Raw genomic sequence first — 21,632 nt, 5'->3', positions numbered from 1 at the left:
TGGGTGACGTGGTTCATCATCGCCGAACGCAGATCACTGCCGGACAGGCCCTGCGCCCAACCCGGCTGCTGCTGGTGCCACAACAGGGCGTGCCCCCGGACGCTCATGCCGCGGGCGCGGGCGTAGTTGACGATCTGGTCGCCGCCGCCGTAGGAGAACTGGTTCCGGTTGGGCTCGGTGGCGTCCCACTTCATCGCGTTCTCGGCCACGACGCTGTTGAACTCGCGGCTCAGGGTGCCCGAGTACGAGGAGTCGTTGAGGAGGTTGGGGACGACCGCGGCACCAATGTAGCGGCCGCTCTGGGCCGCGGCGGCACCGAGCGTGTCCGCGGCGTTCGCGATACCGGCGGACAACACGAGTCCGCTCGCCGCGAGACCCGCGGTCGTCAGCGCGGCAACAGCCGACCTGACGAGACCGCGCCGTCGCGCAGGTTTACGTGTGAACATGGCAACCCTCGTTTCATCGTTGAAGGTTCGGGTCTGTCGATGCGTCCATTGCTGGTTCGTCCGGCCAGTACAGGTCCAGAGGACCACCTTGGTGCCGTTGGCAGTCGCGGCCCCCGACACGTCCAAGCACAGTCCCGACCGGACGTTGGTAATGGCTCCGTCCGGGTTCACGCTCCACTTCTGGTGTCGCCGCCGTGGCAGGTCCAGATGATCACCGGCGTACCCGCGCCGGTCCTCCGCCGCCACGAAGTCCCGCCCGTTGCCGTTGACGACCGCGCCTGCCGAGCCACCGCAGTAGTGGACGAGCACGAGCAGCGCGGGCCGGGGCGCCACGGTGTCCGGGCGGCCGTCAGCAGCGCCATGCCGATGACGAGTGGCAGCAGCAAAGCGGCCGCCACCGCGGTGCGGAGTTTTCTGGCCATCACTGGGCTCCCGGGTGGGTTGCGTCAGCAACCGGTCACACGTCTGGCCCTGACGGCCGAGGACGACAGCACCGATCTCACTACTGCCCCTCCCTCACGCGCGGGTCCAGCGCTGGTTCGGCTGGTTGTTGCAGCTCCAGAGGATCAGCCGCGACCCGTTCGCGGTGGCGGCCTGGTTGACGTCCAGGCAGAGTCCGGAGTGGACGTTCGTCACGGAGCCGTCGGCGCCCACGGTCCACTTCTGGTTGTTCTGGCCGTTGCAGGACCAGATGATCACCTGGGTGCCGTTGGTGGTGCCCTGGTTGTAGGCGTCGAGGCACTTGTCACCGAAGACGCGAATCTCGCCGTTCGCCCACGTGGTCCACGACTGGTTCGCCGCGGTGTGACAGTCCCAGATCACCACCGCCGCGCCGGCCGCGGTCGACGCGTTGTCGACGTCCAGGCACCGGCCCGACCCGTCGCCGCGCATCCGGGACGTCGCGGCCGACAGCGGCGACCCGCCGGCGACCCGGTAGGCCGCGACGCCGTGCGCGGGGACACTGGCGGAGATCTGGCCGGTGGTGCTCGACGTGCCGCCGGTCCACAGGTCGGTGAGCGTGAACGACCCGCCGGACAACCCGATCTGGGCGGCCGTCGTGCTGACCGTGGCGGTGCCGCCGCCGCGGTTGAACAGTCCGACCGCGACCGAGCCGTCGGACAGGGTCTTGGCGAACACCTCGGTGTTGCCGTCGTCGCGCACTCGCCGCCCGCCCGCGCCCAGCCGGTCCTGGTTCACCGCGAGCAGTCTCGGGTTGCGCAGGACCGCGGAGACGTCGGCGGACATGGTGCGGATGTCGTTGCCCGCCATCAGCGGGGCGGCCATCAGCGCCCACAACGCGAAGTGCGCCCGCGACTCGGTGAGGGTCAGCCCCGGCCGGCCGACCACCAGCATGTCCGGGTCGTTCCAGTGGCCGGGCCCGGCCTGCGCGGCCAGGGGCGCGTTCACGTCCACGACGTTGCCGACGCCCATCGGGTAGCTGTTCACGTTGCCGTTCTGCCAGATGTCGAGCAGGTCCTCGGTGGTGCGCCACAGGTCGGCGACCTCGCCCCAGTTGTACTTGTCGCCCGTGATCGCGTGGAAGCTGTTGGGGTTGATGCTGTAGACGATCGGGCGGCCGGTCGCCCGCAAGGCGTCCCGCATGATCGTGAACCGGGCGACCTGCTGGTCCCGCGTCCCGTCCGGCGAACACCAGTCGTACTTGAGGTAGTCCACACCCCAGGAAGCGAACGTGCGCGCGTCCTGGACCTCGTGGCCCATGCTGCCGGTCGAGCCGGGGTGCGTGCCGACCCGCTGGGCGCAGGTGCGCTCCGTCGGCACCTGGTAGATCCCGAACTTCAACCCACGGCTGTGGATGTGGTCACCCAGCGCCTTCATGCCGCTGGGGAACTTCGTCGGGTGTGCACGCAGGTTGCCCTGGCCGTCGCGCTGCGGGTCGAACCAGCAGTCGTCGACCACCACGTACTGGTAGCCCGCGTCCCGCATGCCGGAGCTGACCATCGCGTCCGCCGCCTGCCGGACCGCCGTCTCGGTGACGCCGCACCCGAAACTGTTCCAGCTGTTCCATCCCAGAGGCGGCGTGACCGCGGGACTACCCGGCGCGGCCTCCGCCACCGGTTGGTTCGGCGCCGAGGCGAACACGGCCATCGCCGTCGCCCCGATGAGCGCCGCCGCGAGCAGGCGAAATGAGCGCGTACGGGATCGCGCGGGCATCGTTGCCCCTTCCCTTGGGTCAGAAGAATAAGGAGATCATGCGGTCGTCTGCCCTCGACGGTCATCAATGCCCGTCGGACACCCGATCAGATTCCCGCTATTCGCAACCGTCTAGACATGTGAACGCTAACACGCGGTCCGAGACGAGGACAAGCCTGTAAAACGCTCCTGCTAAGCGAAAGTTTCGACCGCCCCGCGTTGGTCCAGTGAGCGTGAACATTGTTGCAGGTGAGGGCATATCCGTTTGCCGTCGACCCGCGCGGCACGATTGGCATCGCTAATCGGGAGCGCTCCCACGCATTGGTGACGAATGGTCGTCGACGTTATCCACATTCCTCGGAAAGGCGTACGCCATCTGACCGCGCACCTGGATCGATGCGCGGTCGAGGGCCGCCCGCCGCGGCGGACCGGGGTTCAGTTGCGGACTTCTCTGTCCTGTTCTCCACTCCTGTTCCTGGTTGGGCCCGCCGCTGGTGGGATCAGACGCGCTGGAGAAGGAAGCGCTGGTTGGCGGCGCCGGTCACGGTCCACTGGGAGACACGGGCACCGTCGGCGGTCGACACGTTCCACACGTCCATGGCCAGGCCGCTCTGCTGGTTCACCAGGCTCACCGCCCCGCCGCCCTGGTCGACCACCCGCCACTGCTGGCCCGCGGCGTTGGTGTCCGGCTGCTGGACGATGTCCGCGCCACCGCCCGAACTCGCGGGCTGGAGCACCAGTCCGCTGTGCCGCGCCCGGATCCGGTAGCGGTCATCACCCGAGGAGACGAAGTCGAACTGCTGGTTCTGGCCACCGTGCACGGACCACTGGATCACTGCCGCACCGGCGGCCGTGGACGCGCCGTTGACGTCGAGCGCCTTGCCGCTGTGGGCGGCCCCCAACCGGTAGTACACCCCCGCCTCCGGCTTCGTGGGCGGGACCGGGTCGCTGCCGAACTGGGTGAAGAACCGCCACACCTCCGGCTTGACCCAGCTCCTCGCGCCGCTCTCGCAGCCGGCGCACCCGTCCACCGGCCCCTGCTGGTGGCCGCCGTCGAACGCGGCCCAGACCACCGGGTAGCCCGCCCGGCAACCCGCGTAGGCGGTGGTCGTGTGGGTGCGGCTCCCCTGCGCGGGCTCCGGTGGGTTCTGTGGGGTGCAGCCGTTGTTGCCGACGAACCTGTCCCGCATCGACCGTCCACTGTGGATGTTGTCCGAGATGCCGTGGATCCCCAGGTACGCGACGGGCTGGGTGCCGCCGCTACAGCCGCTGATCGGCCCGGGGGCGGCGATGGCCGCGACCGCGCGGAAGACCGTCGGCCGGGCGCACGCGAGTGCATAGCTCATGGCGCCGCCGTAACTGAACCCCACGGAGAACACCTGTGTCGTGTCGACGCAGAGGGCGCCCCCGATGACCCTGACCATGTCGTCGGTGAAGGTCACGTCCTCGCCGCCGGAGTTGGCCCAGCCGTTGCCGATCCCCTGGGGCGCGACGAAGATCGTCGAGTTGTTCGCCTGGGAGAGCATGCCGTAGTAGGCCCAGGCGTACCCGTCGCTGCCACCCGAGGCGACGTCTCCCGCGGTGCCGCCCCACCAGTGGAAGCCGAACGCCAACCGGTAGGAGTGGTTGCTGTCGTAGTTGTCAGGGACCTTGAGGATGAAGCCGCGGCTCTTGCCGCCGCTCTGGATCGTGTGCGTGCCGCTGTTCAGCGTCGGGGCCGCGCCGCACCCGGCGGTCGCCGCGGTGGCGTCGATGGCCGCCTCCGACGGGGACGCGCCGGCACTGCCGTACACCGCACCGCCCGCGGCCACGGCGAGGAGCGCCGCGGCCGCCATGGATCTGAGCAGGGATCCGCACCTCGACATCACACAACTCCTTTGTGGTGATGGGCTCCGGCGCTGCCGGCGGCGGTCGACCGAGCGCGGTCATCCGGGGCGCGACCAAGACTCGGCCCTGGTGAAGGCAAGAGGTGGCTTCCCGCGGCTCCTGCCGCGTCGAAGCGCAGATGTATCGGATCCATCCCGCGTGAGGCGGTCGCCAGCTCACACCATACAACGGCCCGTTGGAGCGTGGTCAAGGGACGACTGGGTGCGAACTCAGTGACACATTCCCACTATTGGGCCGATGAGTCTGATTCATCCATCGGATGCTTGTGCATGTTTCCTTCCTATGGTGGACTGATGTCCGCTGTGTGTCCCTGCTGTCATCACCAGTCCTACGACGCGATCTTCGCGACCTGATCGGCGCGCACGGGAGCCGTCGAGCGCCGTCACCCCCGGGTGCACAGGCTCGGGTGCCGCGGGCGGCCGGGCCTCGGGCGTTCGCCGGCACCGCCCCACGTAAGGAGATCCCGTGTTCGCGTCCATACCCAGGAGACCGCTGTCGGCCCGGGCGGCCTTGGTCGCGCTCGCCGCCGCGGCGGCCGTCGTGGTCCCGGTTCCTTCCGCCGTCGCGGCCACGGCCACACTGCACGCCTCCCCGTCCGGTACCGGCACCAGTTGCTCCGCCGCCGACCCGTGCTCGCTGTCCGCCGCGCAGACGGCGGTGCGGTCGCTCACCGGCGCCATGTCCGGTGACATCGTCGTGGAGCTGGCAGGCGGGGTGTACCGGCTTTCCGCGCCGCTGCGGCTGACCGCGGCGGACTCCGGCAACAACGGTCACCGCGTGGTGTGGCGGGCGGCCCCGTCGGCACGTCCCGTGCTCAGCGGCGCCCGCGCGGTCACCGGGTGGTCGGTCGCCGACACCGGGAAGAACATCTGGCGCGCGAACGTCGGCGCCGGTACGGAAAGCAGGCAGTTGTACGTCGACGGCGCGATCGCCACCCGCGCACGCACGCAGGTGAACCGCTCCGCGTTCACCTTCACCAGCGCGGGCATGACCTTCTCGAGTTCCGCGCTGGGCTACCTGAACAACCTGGCCAACCAGAACCGGGTCGAGGTGGAGAGCGTCAACTCGTTCACCGACCGGTACTCACCGGTGCAGAGCATCAGCGGGAACGTCATCACGATGCAACAACCCGCGTGGAACAACAACACCTTCGGGTACGACACGCTCGCCGCGCCACATCGGGCGGGTCCGTTCTACCTGGCCAACGCGTACGAGTTCCTCGACGCGGCAGGCGAGTGGTACGTCAACCCCGGAACCGGCACGCTGTACTACATCCCGCTCGCCGGGCAGAACATGAACAACGTCAGCGTCGAGCTGCCGGTGTTGCAGTCGCTGGTGAACGTCGGCGGTACGTATGACGCGCCCGCGCACGACATCGAGTTCAGCGGGATCACCTTCACCGGCACGAGCTGGCTCGGCCCCAGCAGCAACCAGGGGTACGCGGACCAGCAGACCGGCGCCTACCTCGCGGGCAACTGGAACTGGCCAGCCGACCGGCTGACGTCGTGCCAGAACGGCTGCCGGCAGTTCGAGGCGGCCCGGCCGCACTGGTACCAGATGCCCGCCGCCGTGCAGGTCTCCGCCGCGCGCGGCATCACCTTCGGCGACTCCGCGTTCGTCAACCTGGGACAGACGGCCATCGGCATCGGCAACGACGCCAACGCCCACGCCAGCGGGGTCGGCCTCGGGGCAAGCGACATCACGGTCACCGGCTCCGAGATCGCCCGCAGCTCCGCGGGCGGCGTCGTGGTCGGCGGCGTCCGCGCGGACGCGCACCACCCCGGCGACCAGCGGATGGTCAACCGGAACATCACCATCAGCGACAACCGCATCCACGACCTCGGCGTGGAGTACCGGGGCAACGTCTCGGTACTGACCACCTACGTCACGACGACCGACGTGTCCCACAACGAGGTCTACAACATGCCGTACTCCGGCATGTCGATCGGCTACGGCTGGGGCAGCAACGACGCGGGCGGCAGCGACCACTACGCGGGCCGCGGCCTGTACGACTACCAGCCGCGGTACTCCACACCCACCACCGCGTCCGGCAACCGGCTCGTCGGCAACTACATCCACGACGTCATGCAGCAGATGAACGACGGCGGCTGCATCTACACGCTGGGGTGGAACCCGAGCGCGGTGATCAGCGGCAACTACTGCCTGCGGACAGGCGGCTACTTCGGCGTCTACTTCGACGAGGGCTCGCGGTACTACTCCGCCACCGGCAACGTCTTCTCCGCCACCGGCACCTGGGCCACCGCCAACTACTGGGGTGGCGAGAACATGGGCAACTGGACGGTCACCGGCAACTGGTCGACCAACGGCAGCACCAACGTGACCAACGGCGACCGCGGCAACGTCGTCCACAGCAACGTGACGGTCACCGGCGGGAACTGGCCGTCCGGTGCCCAGGCCGTGATGGCGAACGCCGGGCCCGACGGCGGCGCTGACCCCCAAGCGGGCACGATCGTGGGTGCCCAGTCGGGTCGCTGTGCCGAGGTCAACGGGGGGAGCACGGCCAACGGCGCCGGGACGCGGCTGTGGGACTGCAACGGCACCGCAGGCCAGCGGTGGACCTACACCGCCGCCAAGCAGCTCGTCGTGTACGGCAACAAGTGTCTCGACGCGTCCGGGCAGGGCACCGCCAACGGCACCGCGGCGATCATCTGGGACTGCCACGGTGGCACGAACCAGCAGTGGAACCTCAACGCCAACGGGACGGTCACGGGCGTGCAGTCCGGGCTGTGCCTCGACGCGAGCGGCAACGGGACCGCGAACGGCACTCTCGTTCACCTCTGGTCGTGCCACGGCGGGGCGAACCAGCAGTGGAGCCTGCGATGAGGCGAGCACTGTGGACGGTCGTCCTGGCCTCGGCACTGACGTTGGCGGGGTGCGGCAGTGCCTCGGGACCGGGATCGTCGTCCGGTGGCGGCGCCGACTCGCTGGTGGTCTGGGACTGGAAGTCGGGGGACGACGCCGCGGCCGCCTACGTCGAGGCGGCGAAGGCCGACTTCGCGGAGAAGCACCCGGACATCACCGTCGAGTTCGTGGCCCAGCCGTTCGACCAGTACTACACCCTGCTCGGCGCGGCCATCCAGGCAGGCAAAGGCCCGGACGTCATGCTGTTCAACGGCGGCGGCCAGCTCCGCGACCGGGTCGACGCCCTCGTGCCGCTGGACTCCCACGTCGCCGAGGACCGGGACCGGCTCGTGGGCTGGGACGCGTTCAGCAAGGACGGCAGGACCTACGCCGCGCCGGTCACGTTGCAGGGCCACCCGATCTACTACAACAGGAAGCTGTACGAACGAGCGGGCCTCGATCCGGACAGTCCGCCGGCGACCTGGAGCGACTTCGTCGGCGGGTGCGCCACGATCATGGCCAAGACCGGCACGAAGTGCCTGGCGCTCGGCAACAAGGAGGGCATCGGCATCCAGTTCTTCCTGTCCGGCCTGGGTTCCGGCGCGCTCACCGGCCAGGAGTACGACGACTGGATCGCAGGCAAGCGGGACTGGACCTCCCCGGACGTGCAGCGGATCTTCGAGCTGTGGACGGAGACCGACGGCGCGGGCCTCAACAACGATGCGGCCAACTCGACGGCGATGTTCAACGACTCCTTCGCCCTCTTCTCCTCCGGCAAGGCCGCCCACGTCATCGGGCTGATGTCGGACGTCGGGCACTGGAAGGACTTCGGCGAGTTCCTCGACCCCGGCGACATCGGGGTGATGCGGGCACCGGTCATCACTCCAGGGGCGACACCGAGCCTGCCCTACGACGGTGGCATCGGGTACGCGGTCGCCAGGTGGACCGCTGATCCCGCACTCGCCGCCGACCTGGTCCGCTCGCTGACCGCACGGGACGCGCTGGCGGTGTTCCACGCCGACGCGGGCGCGATCGCCGCCGACACCACCATCGACGTGTCGAAGGCGGGCCCGGCCGTCACCGAGATCGTCGCCGGGATCGAGACCGGGAAACCGGCCCTGCACGTGGCACTGTCCTCGCAGACCCTCGACCTGATGGGCCGGCTGTCCCAGCAGCTGCTCAGCGGCTCGGTCACCGTCGACGAGGCGCTGAGACAACTGGCCGCCTCGGACCGGGAGGGCTGAGCGGGTGTTCCGCCGCACGACCGCGGAACGCCTGGCGCCGTACGCACTGGTCGCTCCCGCCGTGCTGATCATCGTCGTGTTGCGGCTGTACCCACTCGTGCTCGGCGTCAACTTCTCCTTCACCGGAGACGGGGAACGCGACGGAACCGCCGTCGGCCTGGACAACTACGCGGTCCTCTTCGGCGACCCGCTCTTCCTCGGCGCGCTGCGCAACGTGGGGCTGCTGGTGCTGTTGCTCCCGGTGGCGGTCGCCATCCCCGGGCTGCTCGCGACGTTCATCTACCTGCGCGTACCGGGCCACCGGTTCTTCCGCGGCGCCTACTTCTTCCCCGCCGTGCTGTCACCGGTGATCGTCGGTGCGGTCTTCAACCTGCTGCTGGCCTTCGACGGTCCCGTCAACGCCGTTCTCGGCACCGTCGGCCTCGGCCCGGTCGACTGGCTCGGCGACCCGGACGTCGCGATCTACGCGGTCGTCGGTGTCCACGTGTGGGCGACCTTCGGGATGGCGCTGGTGGTGTTCCTCGCCGGGTTCGCCACCCTGGACTCCTCGCTGCTGGACGCCGCGCGGATCGACGGCGCGTCCCTGCCGAGGGTGATCTGGCACGTGATCGTCCCAGGCCTGTCCCGCACCATCCAGTTCGTCGTCGTGACCACGATGATCGGGATGCTGACGTCGATGTTCGGGCTGCTCTACGTGATGACCGGCGGCGGCCCGGGCGGCACGACCTACCTGCCGGAGTACTACATCTGGATCCAGCAGGGCCAGATGAACCGGCCGGCACTCGCCTCGGCCGCGTCCACCGTCCTCTTTCTCGTCATGGTGGTGGTGGGACTGCTGCAGATCAGCGTGCTCCGCCGGTCCGGCAGGGCGGACTGATGTCCGTGTCCAGGGTGAGCAGGTGGGTGGTCGCCGTTCCGATGGCGGCGCTCGCGGTGGCCACGATCTACCCGCTGGTGTTCACCACGAACGTGGCGCTGAAGACGCGGCACGAGTACGTCCTCGACCGCCTCTCCCCCGCCGGCTCCCCCCGGTTGGACAACCTCGCCACGGCGTGGCACAGCGTCGGGATGGCGCGCTACTTCGCCAACTCGCTCATCGTCGTGACATGCGCGGTCGCACTGCTGCTGGTGATCGGTTCGATGGCGGGCTTCGCACTGGGCAGACTGCGGTTCCGTGGCTCCCGGGTGCTCTTCCTCGGCTGCCTCGCGGCGCTGTTCGTCCCGTTCCAGGTCATCATGGTGCCGCTCGCCAGGACGATGACCACCCTCGGTCTGATCGACACCCATCCCGGGCTGGTCCTCGCCTACGTCGCGCAGTTCCTCCCGTTCACGATCTTCCTGATGGCGAGCTACTACGCGCACGTCCCGACCGAGATCGTCGACGCGGCCAGGATCGACGGCAACACCCTGTTCGGCGTCTACCGGCGGATCATGCTGCCGCTCGGCACCCCGGCACTGATCTCGGTCGGCATCCTGAACGCGCTGTTCTGCTGGAACGACGTGCTCATCGCCCTGCTGATGATGCCGTCGGCGCGGAACCGCACCCTGATGGTCGGGGTCACCTCGCTCCGCGGGCAGTACTCGGACGACATCCCGACGTTCGCCGCAGGCGTCCTGATCGCCGCCGTGCCCGTGCTGATGATCTACCTCTTCTTCCAGCGCCACATCGCAGAAGGCGTCACCGCCGGTTCGACGAAGGGCTGACCATGCGGATCACCGGGTACCGAACCCTCGACACGGTCCAGGAGTGGGGGCGACCGGTCGGTGACGCCAACGGCGTCTTCGCCGACGGGGTCGTTCCCGTGCCGATCGTCCTGGTGGAGACCGACGAGGGGATCACCGGCGTCGGTCTCGGGCCGCACGCCGACGCCGGGACGGTCTTCGCCGCCATCGACGGCGAGGACCCGCGCGCGGTCACGGCACTCTACGACCGCATGCTGCGGCAGACGTTCAAGGCCGGTCACACCGGCGCGGTGTTCGGCACCATCGGCGCGTTCGACACGGCGCTGTGGGACATCAAGGCCCAGGCCGCCGGGGAACCGCTGTGGCGGCTGCTGGGCGGTCGCGACCGGCGGGTGCCCGCGTACGCGTCCGGCCTGGACATCGGCCTCACCGACGACGAGCTCGTGGCGGTGTACCAGGACTACGCGGCGCACGGGCTGCGCGCCGCCAAGCTCAAGGGCGGCCTGGACGTCGAGCAGGACCGGCGCAGGCTGACCCTGGTGCGCGACATCCTGGCCGACGCCGCGCGCGGGCCGCGACCCGCGCTGATGCTCGACGCGAACGAGGCGTGGTCGCGCAAGCAGGCCGTTCGCCACGTGTGCGAGCTCGAGCGCGCCATCGACCTCACCTGGGTCGAGGAACCGGTCCGGCGCTGGGACGTCGAAGGGATGGCCGTCGTCGGCAGAGGCATCCGGGCCTCCGTGGCCAGTGGGGAAAACCTCTCCGGCCTCGAACAGTTCCGGCCCCTGCTCACCGCGGGCGCGATCGACATCGTCCAGACGAGCGCGGTCTGGGGCATCACCCACTTCCTGCGGGTCGCCACGCTGGCCAACGCGCACGACCTGCCGGTCAGCCCGGTCGGCAACACCCCCGTCGGCCTGCTGCACGCCGCCACCTCGATACCGAACCACCTCGTCAGCGAACTGCAGGACCTCACCGCACCACACGGCGTGGCCATCGACGTGCACGTCGAGGCAGGCGAGTTCGTCCTCGGCGACGCGGCAGGCATCGGCATCCGGATCGACGAGGACGCGATCCGGGCCGCCACGCACCGACGTGGTGCAACGGCCGGCGCAGGCCCGAACGTGCGGCCGGAGTCCGCCGGGCGCCGGCTGTTCGTGACGGACGGTGCCCCCGTCCCATTCCGGCACCGCCCGGGGGCCCGGCAACCACCTTCCCTCCGGCCTGCGGATGACGGACACGCACGGCACGACCTCGACGGGCACGCCCGTCCCTTGCCGGACCGGACGTGACCGCGCACCCGGCGGCGCCATCGCTAGTGTCCCGCGCCGGAAATGCGGTGACTAAGTCGCTGGGCCACCGGATTAGTTGCCTGATTTCCGGCGCGGGACACTAGATGAACCTCCACCGCTGGTCGCCGGAGCCGTTGTCCTCCCAGAGGACGAGTTGGGCGCCGCGGGTGGTGGACGCGCCGTTGACGCCGAGGACCCGGCCGCCGTTGGCGCACTGGATGCGGAAGTAGCCGTCGGCCGCGTGCCGTAGGCGCCACTTGTGGTCGGTGGTGCCGTTGTCCGCCCACTGCAGCACCCTGGCGCCGTTGCTGTTGGCGCCGTTCTCCACGCCGAGCACCTTGCCGCTGTTGCTGTTGCGGAGCCGGAAGTAGCCGTCAGGGTCGGGAAGTGCGGTCCACAGGTGGTCGGCGGTACCGCTGTCGTCCCAGGTGACCGCCAGGCCACCGTCCGCGGTTGACATGTTCTGCACGCCGATGACCAGGCCACTGGCCAGGTTCTGGATCCGGTGGGCACCGGCGGGCACGAACCGCCACCTGTTGTCGGTGGTGCCGTTGTCCGCGTCCTGCACGGCCTGGGCGCCTGCCGCGGTGGCACCGTCGAGGATGCCGAGCACCTTGGAGCTGTTGGCGTTGCGGAGCTTGTGCGTCCCGTCGCCGTTGTCGACGACCGTCCACCGGTGGTCGGCGGTGCCGGTGTCGCTCCACTGCAGCACGCGTGCGTTGTCCGCCGTGGACATGTTCTCCACGCCGAGGACCTTGCCGCTGTTGAGGTTGCGGAGCTTCACGGCGCCGCTGTCGGGGACCACCTGCCAGTTGTGGTCGGCGGTCCCGGTGTCACCCCACTGCACGGCGAGCCCACCGTCCGCTGTGGACATGTTCTGCACACCGAGCACCAGCCCGCTGGCGGCGTTGACCAGCCGGTACCCGGAGTCCGTTCCGCCGCCTCCTCCCCCGGTGTTCCAGTAGACGGTGTAGTTGTGGCCGTGGGCGTCGTGGAACGGGCCGAGGTTGACGGTGGTGCCGTTGGCGGTCGCGGTGAACGCGAGCGAGGACGTGCTGGTCCTGGTGATGGAGTCGACGTTGAGCGACGGCAGCGCGGAGAGCGCGGTGTTGCCGTAGTTGCCCGCCAGGACCGCGGGCCCGAAGGTGATGGCCTGTACCCCGGGGTTGTCGTTGGCGGCCCGCATGATCACGCGCATCGGCAGCCGGAGGGTGACGGTGTCGCCGGACGTCCACGACCGGGTCAGCGCGGCGTAGCTGCCGGGGGTCGTGGTCAGGTTCTGGTTCACGCCGTTGACGCTCACGGTGGCGCCGGTGGTCCACTCGGGGATGCGCAGCCGCATGGTCCACGAGCCGCCGGCGTTGCCGGTGACGGTCAGCGTGGTGGTGTCCGAGGCCGGGTAGGTGGTGGTCTGCGTGACCGTGATCCCCCGCGCCGCCCAGGTCAGCACCGACGGCGTGTACAGGTTCACCGTCAGGGTGGTGCCGTTGTGGAAGTAGATCGAGTCGGCCAGCTTGGTGTTCGTCTCGAGCCCGGTGCCCTGGCAGCACCAGAACGTGGTGTAGTCGGTGCTCCAGTGCCCGCCGCCCCACGCGGGACCGGTGTCGCCGCGGCGGTGGCCGGGGTTGAGCCCGGTGAAGTAGCAGATGTGCCCGTGGCCGTCGGCCGGGTTCTGCTGGCCGATCAGGTGGTTGAGCAGTGCGCGTTCGTAGTAGTCGAAGTAGGACGCCCGCGCCGGGTCGAGCAGCCACAGCTCGCGGGTCAGCTTGAGCATGTTGTAGGTGTTGCAGGCCTCGGCGGTGTCGGTGTTCAGGTACGCCGCGATGGCGTTCGGTGCGCGGAAGTGCTCGGCCTGGCTGTTGCCGCCGATGACGTAGGTGTGCGCGCCGACCGTGAGGTCCCACGCGTTGACGGCGATGTCGCGGTAGCGGGTGGTGCCGGTGGCCTTGTACTCGCGGGCCGCGCCCACCCACTTGGGCACCTGGGTGTTGGCGTGCAACCCGTTCAGCCGGTCCTGCCCGGACGCGAGGGGGTCGAAGACGGCGGCGTGGTCGAACCGCTGCGCCGCGGTGAGCCACCGGGTTTCACCCGTCTGCTGGTACAGATCGGTGAGCACGGCGTTCATCCCGCCGAACTCGGTGCCCAGCACCCGCTGCATCGTGCTGTAGGACAGCCGCCCGGTGCGCCAGTCGACCCAGCCCGCGAACCGCAGCAGCACGTCGCGGGCCTGGGTGCTGCCGGTGTACCGCCACACGTCCAGCAGCCCGGCCAGGGTCTTGTGCAGCGAGTACCACGACACCGACCGCGGGCTGCCTGCCTCCATCGCGTCGAAGTCGGACTCCGGGAAACCGGACAGGTAGCCGGTGTTGAACCCGGCGGCCGCGTTGTTCGCCTGGCACCTGACCAGCTCGGCCACCATCTGGCCGGCCCGGTCGCGGCAGGTGGTGTCGCCCAGCACCGCGTAGGCCTGCGCCCACGCGGTCAGGAAGTGCCCCTGGCTGTGCGTGCGGAACGGGAAGTCGGGCGCCTCCCAGCCACCGAGCGCGGCCGCACCGTTCGTGGAGAGCCGGTGGTTGGCGCGGAAGTTGTACAGCAGCCGGTCGACGTTGACGAACCGCAGGTAGGACAGCGTCCTGTTCTGGTTGTCCAGCCACCTGCCCGCGGTCAGGCGTACCTGCCCGAGGTCGAAGGGGTACGCGGACACCCCGATGTCCTGGCGCACCGGCGCGACCACCGCGCCGGCGACGCCGCTGAGCAGGGTGGGCATGGCGGTCGCGGCGGCCGCGACACCCGCGGCCTGGAACATCCGGCGACGACTGAAAGAAGACATGACGTTTTCCTGCCTCACGGTGTGGTCAGGTCGAACCGGCGCACAGTGACCGCGCCGCCGAGGGCTTGTGTCGCGTGGTTGAAGATCCCGAATCGGTAGCCCATGAAGAACTGCCAGGTGTTGTTCAGGGTCAGTGTGTTGCCGAGCGGGATGAACGTGGTCCCGTCCGTGCTGTAGGAGAACCGGGCCTGCCGGTTCGACCCGGGCCGGATGTCGGCGTTGGCGCGCAACCAGATCCGGCCGCCGCTCACCGCGGCGCCCGCGACCTCCGAGCCGGTGCCGGTGGTGTTCCAGTTGCTGTCCATGGTCAGGCCGTTCGTCATCACGACGCGGGTGGTGCCGTTGTCGCGTTTGACCCCGATCCACGCCGAGGTCTGGCGCAGCATGGCGAGGCCGGTGCGATCGCCGTCGCGCATCGCGCTGTAGTCCAGTTCGATGGTCGCCGTGGACGACGGTCCCTGGATGCGGTGGGTCAGGGTGTTGCGCGCCGAGTACAGGTCGTTCGTGACCGTCGCCGTCTGCAGCCGCAGCCCGTTGTTCACCGAGTACCTGCTGGTGTCCGGGTCGTGGTTCCACTCCCACTGCGGTCCCAGCGTCGTGCCGGCGAACGTGTCCGAGCCGATCAGCGGTTTCACCGTTCTCGGGGGCGTCGGCACGTTCGGGTACGGGTAGTTGACGCCCCAGGCGCCGTTGACGGTCTGCAGCACCGGCCACCCGTCGGAGGTCCACGTGATCGGCGCCAGCGCGGGCACGCGACCGCCGGGGTAGGCGTCGACGAACGCCATGTAGTACCACTGGCCGTTCTGCGTCTGGACGAGGCCACCCTGGTGCGGCACACCGCCGCCGGAGATCGGACCCGGCAGGTCGAGGAGGACCTGGCGCATCGTGTACGGGCCGAACGGGCCGTTGTCCGACTTGAGGACGTACTGGCCGTTGGCAGGGCGGGTCAGCCAGATGTAGTAGCTGTTGCCCCGCTTGTAGAAGCGGGCGCCTTCGAGGGTGCCCACGTTGGACGGGGTGCTGAACACCTGCTGGGACCGGACCTGGGTGCGACCGTCGGCCGACAGCTGCGCGACGCTGATGGTCGTGTTGCCGTAGGCGACGTACATCGTGTCGTCGGTGTCGACCAGCAGGCCCGCGTCGTAGTAGCAGTTGTCGATGGTGGCGTGGCGCGACCACGGTCCCTCGACGCTGGTGGCGGTGTAGATGTGGGTGTCGTTGAAGTCGATGCAGCCCGCCCAGTAGAAGGTTCCGTTGCTCTGCCGGTGGCCGAGGGTCGACGCCCAGATGCCGTCGACGTAAGCGCGGCCGCCGTTGAGGTCGTACTTCGACCCGAAGTCCAGCGACGGCACGGCATGCCCAGCGAACTCCCAGTTCACCAGGTCGTAGGAGCGCAGGATCGGCGCACCCGGCGAGTAGTGCATGGTGGACGAGGTCATGTAGTAGGTGTCGCCGACCCGGATCACCTCGACGTCGGCGAAGTCCTGCCAGACCACCGGGTTGGTGAACTGGTCGCCCGGCTGCTGGCCGCCGTCGACGCGGACGAGCTGCCACTGCTGGTTCGCGCCACCCCAGTCCCGGTACTGCACGATGTTCGCGCCGTCGGCCGTCGACGCGTTCTGCACCTCGACCGCCTTGCCGCTGTTGCGGTTGATCAGCCGGACGTGGCCGCCGTCCGAGTCGGCAAGGCGGAACTGCTGGTTCGTCCCGTTCCCGTCCGCCCACTGCACGACCGCGCCACCGTCGGCGGTCGAGAAGTTGTGGACATCGAGCACTTTCCCGGAGTGCCGGGACTTCAGGCGGTAGTAGCCACCGCCGGAGTCGACGAACTGCCACTGCTGGTTCGCACCGTCACTCCTGGCCCACTGCGTGGTCCGCGCACCGTCGTTCGTCGCGAAGTCGTAGACGTCCAAGGCTTTGCCGCTGTTGCGGTTCACCAGCACGTACCACGCGCTGGTGTCGACTGTCGCGGCGACACCAGGCGCCGGGTTCACGACCGTCACCACGCCGCACGCGAGGACGGCGACCAGCACCGACACCAATCTCGTCCGCCAGGCACGACGCAGCCGGTATGTACTGGTGGCTGCTGTCGACCCGTTCAGTAGCGCTCGTACCCGAACACGCACCATTGCGCATCCTCCGACATCATTGTCCGCAGGATTGATTTCCCGACGGCATGCGTCAGGCAAAGAAGCCCAGAAGAAGGCGCCATCGCGTAACTCGTCACCGCAACCATTCAGCGACGTCGCCGAAACGAATGTAGCGAGCCCGCGCACGCCAAGTCAACGATCGAACACGACTCAATGTGAACGCTAACCTGGCGCTCCAACACCCTCCGATCCCTTCTCTACTTCCTCATCTAGCGTCTATGCTGGCACTATGGGGTCCATAGGCACAGATGAGACTCATCGAGACGGCCGGGAACATGTTCGATCATGTGAGCGTGCTCAGTCTAAGCCACACCACACAGGCGCGACCTCCCGAGGAGCACGTTTCGAAACTTCCGGGGCGATCCAGCAACACGGCATCACTGTCCTGAAATGTCCAGATGACGAGAAGGACGATTGACACCGCGAGCCAGCCGGGAATGCGCCAGCGAAAGCCGAACACAATGGAACCGCGGCAGGATCTGCCCCGGCACCACGGCACTGTCCACAGGCGACTCCCGTTCCGGCCCGGCAGGCACAGGTGCGGCAGTGCCATGGCGTTCGCGAGCACCACCGGTCTGCCGTCCTCGCTCACGAAACCGCGGAAGGGCACCCGGTCGGTCACGTGCAGGCGTGCCGCGAGCGCCTCCCACGCGACGCGGCACGACCCGTCACCGATGATCTCCGCGCGCAGGCCCGGCACCATGGGCAGCGCACGGAGCAGTTCGCCGACCCGCTTCTCCTCGTCGAGGCGGCCGACGAACAACACCGTCGGATCGGCTGACTGCCGCGCCGGCCGCCGGATCTCCCTGTGGCGGGAAACCAGACAGCCTGCCCACCCGGCGCTCGTCTTGCCCGGCTACGCCCCCGGCTGACCGTCCTGGCCGGTCACAGTGGACCGAACGGCGGGCTGCTGCGTGCCGCTCGTCCCATCCGTCGGCGAGACCCGCAAGGTGCCGAACGGAACCGTGTACGGATCCGAAGCGATCGCGATGACACCGTTGAGCGGTGCCCAGGGGCCGAAGATCTCCGCGTGGTACCGGCCGACGGGTACGTCGGTGTAGGTGACATACCCCGCGGCGTCGGTGGTGGCGTCCGCCGTCACGCGGCCCGTCGTCACGTTCCGCAGGCCGATCCGAGTGTTGGTCACGGCCTCGCCGTCGTCCACGACGTAGTCGTCGTCCCTGTCGTGGAAGACCACGCCTTCGGTGTCGGCGGTCTTGTTGCTCCGCACCTTGGTGTAGAGCGGCGGCGCGTCCGCTGCCCCGTCGAGGTACAGGTCGTCGTCGCCGACGTCGCAGACCACGGACAGCACACCGAAGGCGACCGCGTGTTCCGGCACGGTGCCCGCGACCGAGAACGTCCTCGTCTGGCCGGGCTGGACGGTCGCGCCGGGGCCTTCGTAAGCCAGTTCGCCCCACGCCTCCTGGGTCACCAGCAGGTGAAACAGCGTCCCGAGCCGGTCGCAGCCGGCGCGCAGCCCGGTCAACGGGCGCCGGCCCGAGTTGGTGAGGGTCACGGTCAGCCGGGCGGGGCTGCCCGCCGTGTAGATCTTCCGGTCCAGCGCGACCGACGCCCGCAAGCTCTCGGAGATCGGCCGCCGCGCCCGGACCATGACGTCCGCCGCGCTGCCCGTGCCGTCCGCCCGCACCGACACGCTGTACGGGAGCAGCCAGCCATCGGGGAGCGGTTCGTACAGCAGCTGGTAGAACCCGACCGGGACGTCCGCGAAGGAGAACCGTCCGTCCGCGCCACTGACCGCTTCCCGGATCGGCGAGTAGTCCTTGGCCAACCGCACCGTGAGCCCGGCCAGTTCCTCACCGGGGTCGGCCACGCTGTTCTCGTTGGCGTCGGTGAACACCAGTCCGCCGACCGTGTCGGTCAGATCACCGGGGACGACCTCGAACGTCAACTCGGTCTCCGCGATCTCCGGGATGTTGGGCGTCGGCCGCCACACCCCGATCCTGATCCGCGGTTGACCTGCCCATTCGGTGACATGGCCGATCAGGTCGTAGGTCCTGGTCTCCCCGGGAGCGAACACCGCCCCGTCACCGTAGGGGTCCAGGTCGCGCCAGCCGGCACCTTCGACGTGGAACGGTGAGCCCTCGACATTGCTCACCCGGCCCCACAGCCGCCGTTCCTCGATACCGCCGTTGGTGACGGTCATGGTCACCGGGATCGGCTCCTCGCCGCCGACCAGGAACGGTCCACCGGCCACCGACGCGCTCACCCGGAGTTCACCCTCGGCGCCGGCCGGAGCGACCGGCAACCCGCCGAGCAGCGACGACACCACCGCCGCCACGACGACGACGCCACGCACCCTGATCGCGGTTCTCATCCGACACTCCCCCACTGCTGCGCCCCCGACCCCGATGCTGACGGTCCGAACACGCACGACCACGAACACGCGTTGCCTCCGGACCGCGTCGTGACACAGCCGTGATGTACCGGCGCCGTGGCACCGCCGACTCCTCGGGCGACCAACAGTTAAGAGCGCGCAACAATGACCGTCGGACCCCAGGCGTTGTCGGTGCGGGATGGCAGTATGCGCTTCACCCAAAGCCCGCCCGAGTGACTAGGAGTCAACCGTGACGCGTCGACCCACGCTGAGAGTTTGGGCCCTCGTGCCTGCGCTGGCCCTGGTGCTCGCTGGTTGCGGAGACGACGGGGGCGACGGCGGCGGTGCGGCCGGCAGCGGAGGCCCGGAGCTGGTGAACGAGGGCAAGCTGACCAACTGCACCGGGCTGCCGTACAAGCCGTTCGAGTACGAGGAGAACGGCGAGGTCATCGGCTTCGACGTCGAGCTCGTCGACCTCATCGCCGACAAGCTGGGGGTCGAGCAGGAGATCATCGACACCCCGTTCGACGGTATCCAGTCCGGCGCGGACTTCAACTCGGGCAAATGCGACATATCGGCCGCCGGTATGACGATCAACGACAAGCGCAAGCAGAACATCGACTTCTCCGACCCGTACTTCGACGCCACCCAGGCGCTGGTCACGAAGAAGGGGTCGGGCATCGGGGACATCACCCAGCTCGACGGCAAGAAGCTGGGCGCCCAGAACTCGACGACCGGCTTCGACTACGCCAACGAGAACGCCAAGGGCGCGGAGATCATCAACTTCGAGGACCTCGGCCTGCTGCTGACCGCGGTGGAGTCCGGCCAGGTCGACGCCGGCATCAACGACAACGGCGTGCTCTACGACTGGGTCAAGGAGAAGACCGACTTCGAGGTCGTCAAGGAGTTCGACACCGGCGAGCAGTACGGCATGGGCGTCCGCAAGGGCAACACCGCTCTGCTGGACGTGGTCAACGAGGTGCTGGCCGAGGCCAGGTCGAGCGGCGAGTACGACCGGATCTACGAGAAGTGGTTCGGCACGAAGCCGTCCGCCAACTAGCGGAGTGGGCCCGCGCGGGCCCCTGCTCTCGGTAGATCCGAGCTCTCGAGGAGTCGCCTTCGCATGGCCATGTCCAAACGAAAGCGGGCGCGAGTCGTCCGCGGTGTGCAGTACGGCATCCTGGTCGCGGTCATCCTGGTCGTGGCCCTGACGGCCAACTGGACCAAGATCCGCACCACGTTCTTCGACCTCGAGGTCGCCGGGGACATGTTCCCCGAGGTCATCACGGTCGGCCTGTTCAACACGGTCGTGTACACCGCGCTGGGCTTCGGGTTCGGGTTGGGGCTCGCACTCGTGCTCGCGCTGATGCGCCTGTCGGTCGTGCGGGTCAACCGGTGGATCGCGGGCATCTACATCGAGTTCTTCCGCGGCCTGCCCGCCCTGCTGGTCATCCTGGCCGTCGGCACCGGCATCCCGCTGGCGTTCGGCACGTTCCTCGACAAGTACGTCGCGTTGATGATCGCGCTCGGCATCGTCGCCTCCGCCTACATGGCCGAAACCCTGCGGGCCGGTATCCAGGCGGTGCCACGCGGCCAGGTCGAGGCGGCCCGCTCGCTGGGCATGTCACCGGGCCGCACGATGGTCACCATCGTCATCCCCCAGGCGTTCAAGATCATCCTGCCGCCGCTGACCAACGAACTGATCCTCCTCACCAAGGACTCGTCGCTGGCGCTGTTCCTCGGCGCCTCCGTGTCCGAGTACGAGCTGACCCAGTTCGGCCGGGTGGCCTTGAACGAGTCCCGCAGTCTCACGCCGGTGCTGGTGGCCGGCATCTGCTACCTGATCATCACGATTCCCCTCTCCTACCTGTCCAGGTACCTGGAGCGGCGAACCGGCGGCAGGAAGCTCGGCACGCCCGAGTCGACCGAGGTGAAGGCATGAGTACCGCGGCAGAGACTCCCGGCCTCGCGGTCGACATCGCGGGCCTGCACAAGTCGTTCGGCCCCGTCGAGGTGCTGCGCGGGATCGACATGCAGGTCAAGCGCGGCGAGGTGGTGTGCATCATCGGACCTTCCGGGTCCGGGAAGTCCACGTTGTTGCGCTGCGTGAACCTGCTGGAGGAGCCGACCGCCGGCTCGGTCGTCGTGAACGAGGTCGAACTGACCGACCCGGACGTCGACATCGACGCCGCCAGGACGAAGATCGGCATGGTCTTCCAGTCGTTCAACCTGTTCTCCCACCTGAACGTGCTGAACAACATCACCGTCGCGCAGATCAAGGTGCTCAAGCGCGGCAAGGCCGAGGCGGAGCGGACCGCGCTCGCGAACCTCGAGCGGGTCGGGCTCACGGGCCGTGGGACCGCGATGCCGAGTGAGCTCTCCGGCGGGCAGCAGCAGCGAGTGGCGATCGCCAGGGCGTTGTCGATGAACCCGGACGTGATGCTGTTCGACGAGCCGACGTCCGCGCTCGACCCCGAGCTGGTCGGAGACGTGCTCGCCGTGATGCGGCGACTGGCCGACGAGGGCATGACGATGCTCGTCGTCACACACGAGATGCAGTTCGCTCGCGAGGTGGCGGACCGGGTGTTGTTCATGGACGGCGGCGTCATCGTCGAGGAGGGTCTGTCCGAAGAGGTCATCGGCGACCCGCAGGAGGAACGCACGCGTGCGTTCCTGTCCCGGGTGCTCAACCCGGTGCATGTCAACGGGCCCGACTAAGACTGAATCCCCAGCCGCGGGTACTCGCCAGGAA

Annotated in this window: 16 protein-coding genes and 1 pseudogene; 8 read left to right on the top strand and 9 right to left on the bottom strand. The window is 68.8% G+C overall.

Features of this window, described 5'->3' with window-relative positions; genetic code table 11:
• The 5 genes and pseudogenes from FHR82_RS42200 to FHR82_RS42185 all read right to left on the bottom strand — a co-directional run.
• Window positions 1-446, bottom strand: a 446-nt coding sequence (locus tag FHR82_RS42200) for an endo-1,4-beta-xylanase (protein ID WP_184816327.1), incomplete at its 3' end; no start/stop codon positions are given.
• An 84-nt stretch (window positions 447-530) separates the two neighbouring features.
• A pseudogene (locus tag FHR82_RS47850) lies at window positions 531-617 on the bottom strand (RICIN domain-containing protein); the annotation flags it as partial.
• Entirely contained in the window at window positions 614-868 is a 255-nt protein-coding gene (locus FHR82_RS42195) for a hypothetical protein (protein ID WP_225945320.1), read from the bottom strand. The pseudogene FHR82_RS47850 and the gene FHR82_RS42195, both read right to left, overlap by 4 nt.
• A gap of 94 nt (window positions 869-962) precedes the next feature.
• A complete protein-coding gene (locus tag FHR82_RS42190; RefSeq protein WP_184816315.1) occupies window positions 963-2,618 on the bottom strand; it encodes a glycoside hydrolase family 27 protein in 1,656 nt (551 codons plus the stop codon).
• A 479-nt stretch (window positions 2,619-3,097) separates the two neighbouring features.
• A complete protein-coding gene (locus FHR82_RS42185) occupies window positions 3,098-4,462 on the bottom strand; it encodes an RICIN domain-containing protein (RefSeq protein WP_184816314.1) in 1,365 nt (454 codons plus the stop codon).
• Between the two features lie 487 nt (window positions 4,463-4,949).
• Between FHR82_RS42185 and FHR82_RS42180 the strand changes: the two genes are divergently transcribed.
• The 5 genes from FHR82_RS42180 to FHR82_RS42160 are packed head-to-tail and all read left to right on the top strand — an operon-like array spanning window position 4,950 to window position 11,565.
• Window positions 4,950-7,328, top strand: coding sequence for an RICIN domain-containing protein (locus FHR82_RS42180; protein ID WP_184816313.1), 2,379 nt, complete (start codon window positions 4,950-4,952; stop codon window positions 7,326-7,328).
• Window positions 7,325-8,590 (top strand): ABC transporter substrate-binding protein, encoded by a 1,266-nt coding sequence (locus tag FHR82_RS42175; protein WP_184816312.1) that lies wholly within the window; start codon window positions 7,325-7,327, stop codon window positions 8,588-8,590. Before FHR82_RS42180 ends, FHR82_RS42175 begins: the two co-directional genes overlap by 4 nt.
• A gap of 4 nt (window positions 8,591-8,594) precedes the next feature.
• A complete protein-coding gene (locus FHR82_RS42170; RefSeq protein ID WP_184816311.1) occupies window positions 8,595-9,467 on the top strand; it encodes a carbohydrate ABC transporter permease in 873 nt (290 codons plus the stop codon).
• 26 nt (window positions 9,468-9,493) lie between these two features.
• Entirely contained in the window at window positions 9,494-10,294 is an 801-nt protein-coding gene (locus tag FHR82_RS42165; RefSeq protein ID WP_311771548.1) for a carbohydrate ABC transporter permease, read from the top strand.
• 2 nt (window positions 10,295-10,296) lie between these two features.
• Entirely contained in the window at window positions 10,297-11,565 is a 1,269-nt protein-coding gene (locus tag FHR82_RS42160; protein ID WP_184816309.1) for a mandelate racemase/muconate lactonizing enzyme family protein, read from the top strand.
• Window positions 11,566-11,665: 100 nt separating this feature from the next.
• Here the strand turns inward: FHR82_RS42160 and FHR82_RS42155 are convergent, their stop codons facing one another.
• The 4 genes from FHR82_RS42155 to FHR82_RS42140 form a co-directional block, all read right to left on the bottom strand.
• Window positions 11,666-14,395, bottom strand: a complete 2,730-nt coding sequence (locus FHR82_RS42155) for a beta-L-arabinofuranosidase domain-containing protein (protein ID WP_184816308.1) — start codon at window positions 14,393-14,395, stop codon at window positions 11,666-11,668.
• A 14-nt stretch (window positions 14,396-14,409) separates the two neighbouring features.
• On the bottom strand, window positions 14,410-16,428 hold the full coding sequence (locus FHR82_RS42150) for a family 43 glycosylhydrolase (RefSeq protein WP_311771547.1): 2,019 nt from the start codon (window positions 16,426-16,428) through the stop codon (window positions 14,410-14,412).
• Between the two features lie 400 nt (window positions 16,429-16,828).
• Complete coding sequence (locus FHR82_RS42145) at window positions 16,829-17,347, bottom strand: glycosyltransferase (RefSeq protein ID WP_311771550.1); 519 nt, start codon at window positions 17,345-17,347, stop codon at window positions 16,829-16,831.
• Window positions 17,348-17,401: 54 nt separating this feature from the next.
• The gene (locus FHR82_RS42140; RefSeq protein ID WP_184816306.1) at window positions 17,402-18,880 is read right to left on the bottom strand and encodes a hypothetical protein; all 1,479 of its coding nucleotides are present in this window, start codon (window positions 18,878-18,880) and stop codon (window positions 17,402-17,404) included.
• Between the two features lie 250 nt (window positions 18,881-19,130).
• On the opposite strand from FHR82_RS42140, the gene FHR82_RS42135 reads away from it, so the two are divergent.
• The 3 genes from FHR82_RS42135 to FHR82_RS42125 all read left to right on the top strand — a co-directional run bounded on the left by FHR82_RS42135 (window position 19,131) and on the right by FHR82_RS42125 (window position 21,598).
• Entirely contained in the window at window positions 19,131-19,940 is an 810-nt protein-coding gene (locus FHR82_RS42135) for an ABC transporter substrate-binding protein (protein ID WP_184816305.1), read from the top strand.
• Between the two features lie 63 nt (window positions 19,941-20,003).
• Window positions 20,004-20,822: an amino acid ABC transporter permease gene (locus tag FHR82_RS42130; RefSeq protein ID WP_184816304.1), complete on the top strand. Its 819-nt coding sequence runs from the start codon at window positions 20,004-20,006 to the stop codon at window positions 20,820-20,822.
• Complete coding sequence (locus tag FHR82_RS42125; RefSeq protein ID WP_184816303.1) at window positions 20,819-21,598, top strand: amino acid ABC transporter ATP-binding protein; 780 nt, start codon at window positions 20,819-20,821, stop codon at window positions 21,596-21,598. Before FHR82_RS42130 ends, FHR82_RS42125 begins: the two co-directional genes overlap by 4 nt.
• The last annotated feature ends 34 nt before the right edge of the window (window positions 21,599-21,632 follow it).

The organism is Actinophytocola algeriensis, assembly GCF_014203735.1.
Taxonomy (GTDB): Bacteria; Actinomycetota; Actinomycetes; order Mycobacteriales; family Pseudonocardiaceae; genus Actinophytocola; species Actinophytocola algeriensis.
This window is presented reverse-complemented; position numbering and strand designations above follow the sequence as displayed.